Source organism: Algoriphagus oliviformis, from assembly GCF_017254915.1.
GTDB classification, from domain to species: domain Bacteria; phylum Bacteroidota; class Bacteroidia; order Cytophagales; family Cyclobacteriaceae; genus Algoriphagus; species Algoriphagus oliviformis.
Genome location: NZ_JAFKCT010000056.1, coordinates 1 through 328, shown reverse-complemented (window position 1 = coordinate 328; position 328 = coordinate 1). Strand labels below are relative to the sequence as shown.

Sequence of the window (328 nt, the reverse complement as noted above, 5' to 3'; positions counted from 1 at the left end):
AAGGGAGTGCCATCTTCATCCAACATGGTGAGCAGCACCTGTGCGATATATTGCGGGTCCGCCGCCGACGGCGTCAGCGTGCCCGGCACCGGCACGCACACGTGATCCGGCTCGCCCAACTCCTGCCCCAGCCCGGCCTCTTCCACCACGTTGCCGAGAATATCCATCGCAAATACCGACGCAGGGAAGTAACAGCCCTTCTCCAGTTTGTTCAGGCCGCCGACCGGGATGCGTTTGCCGCGGAAGCTGCCGTTCAGATCGGTCAACAGTACGTCGACATGTTGGGTTAACGGATAACGTTCCAGATACTTCTTCACTTCGCGCTGGA

Annotated in this window: 1 pseudogene; it reads right to left on the bottom strand. The window is 59.8% G+C overall.

The features are described 5' to 3' along the window. A pseudogene (locus tag J0A68_RS23315) lies at positions 1 to 328 on the bottom strand (hypothetical protein); the annotation flags it as partial.